This is a genomic window from Actinomycetota bacterium, assembly GCA_005774595.1.
Classification (GTDB): Bacteria; Actinomycetota; Coriobacteriia; order Anaerosomatales; family D1FN1-002; genus D1FN1-002.
The window spans coordinates 1-1,588 of sequence record VAUM01000392.1 but is presented as its reverse complement, the minus strand read 5'-3'; the positions used below and the strand labels follow the sequence as shown (position 1 = coordinate 1,588).

The window sequence follows — 1,588 nt, the reverse complement described above, 5'->3', positions numbered from 1 at the left end:
GCGCACAGCTCCACCTCGGACATCACGGCCCCCTCTCGTCCCGGCCGGTCCCTTTGGTCTCCACCCGTCGGGGAACGACCGCCGTCACATCTCCCGGCGCGCCTCCAGCGCCCGGCCGAGCGTGACCTCGTCGGCGAACTCGAGGTCGCCGCCGACCGGCAGCCCGCTCGCGATGCGGGTCACGCGCACGCCGAGCGGCTTGATGAGCTTGGCGAGGTAGACCGCCGTCGTCTCGCCCTCGACGTTGGGGTTCGTGGCGACGACGACCTCCTCGACGCCGCCTTCGCCGATCCGCGCGATGAGCTCGCGCACGCGCAGCTGCTCGGGACCGATGCCGTCGATCGGCGAGATGGCGCCCTGGAGCACGTGGTACACGCCCCGGAACTCGCCGGTACGCTCGATCGCCACGACGTCGCGCGGCTCCTCGACGACGCAGACCGCGGACGCGTCGCGGCGCGGGTCGGCGCAGACCGCGCACAGGTCCTCCTCGGCGAGGTTGAAGCAGCGCGTGCAGAAGCGGACGGTCTGCTTGACCTCGACGATCGCGTCGGCGAGCCGCCGCGCCGACTCCTCGTCGGCCCGCAGGAGGTGGTAAGCGATGCGCTGCGCCGACTTCGGACCGACACCCGGAAGCCGCTCGAGTTCCTCGAGCAGCCGGGCGATCGATGGGGCCCAGTAGGTCACCGCGCGCGGCCCGCAGTCGCCTACATCAGGCCGGGCAGGCCGAGGCCGCCCATACCGCCGGTCACCGCACCCATCTTCTCGGCGGCGAGCTCCTGCGCGGACCGGAGCGCCTCGTTGACGGCCGCAGCGATGAGGTCCTGCAGCATCTCGACGTCATCCGGGTCGATCGCGGCGGGATCGAGCTGGACCGACTGCACGCGCAGGTCGCCGCTGATGACGACCTTGACCGCGCCCCCACCTGCGGACGCCTCGACGGTCGCGTCCTGCAGCTCGTCCTGGACGCGCGCCATCTCGGCCTGCATCCGCTGGACCTGCTTCATCATCTTGCCCATGTCGGGTCGCATCGCGCTCATGACTCCTCTTCCTCGGGGTCGCTGATGTACTCGTCGGCCTCGTACGGGACGTCGGCGATCTCCTCGGCGCCCAGCGAGTCCAGAAGGCCGGGCTGCTCGGGCGGAGGCGGCGGCGCGGACGCCTCGTCGGCCGGCTGCTCCGGGGCAGGGTCCGCGTCCGGGATGACCTCGCCGCCGAGCACGTCGGCCGGGTCGGCATCGGGATCGGGCTCGGGGTCCGCATCCGGCTGCGGCAGCGGGACCGCCGCGCCGCGGCCGAGCTGGAACCGGATCGGCGGCGCGAAGCCGAACGCGTGCGAGAGCGCCGCGCGCAACATCTGCATCGACTCGGGCTTCTCGGCCATCGACAGAGTGATCGCCTGGTCCGAGGGGAACTCGATGCGCAGCGTATGGCCATCGTCGTCGACGTCGACCTCGACCGAGACGAACCACGCCGCGCGCGACTTCTTGTGGCGGCGGATCTCGGCGACGACCGCCGGCCACGCGCGCTTGACCTGCGCGCGGTCGAGCGGACGGGCGCCGGCGGGCGGAGCCGCGGACGCGCCCGCGCC

General features: G+C 72.8%; 2 protein-coding genes. Both read right to left on the bottom strand.

The window, feature by feature from the left end; translation table 11 throughout:
* Positions 1–84 precede the first annotated feature (84 nt).
* Complete coding sequence (recR, locus tag FDZ70_10415; GenBank protein TLM66559.1) at positions 85–684, bottom strand: recombination protein RecR; 600 nt, start codon at positions 682–684, stop codon at positions 85–87.
* Between the two features lie 20 nt (positions 685–704).
* A complete protein-coding gene (locus FDZ70_10410) occupies positions 705–1,028 on the bottom strand; it encodes a YbaB/EbfC family nucleoid-associated protein (protein ID TLM66560.1) in 324 nt (107 codons plus the stop codon).
* Positions 1,029–1,588 lie beyond the last annotated feature (560 nt).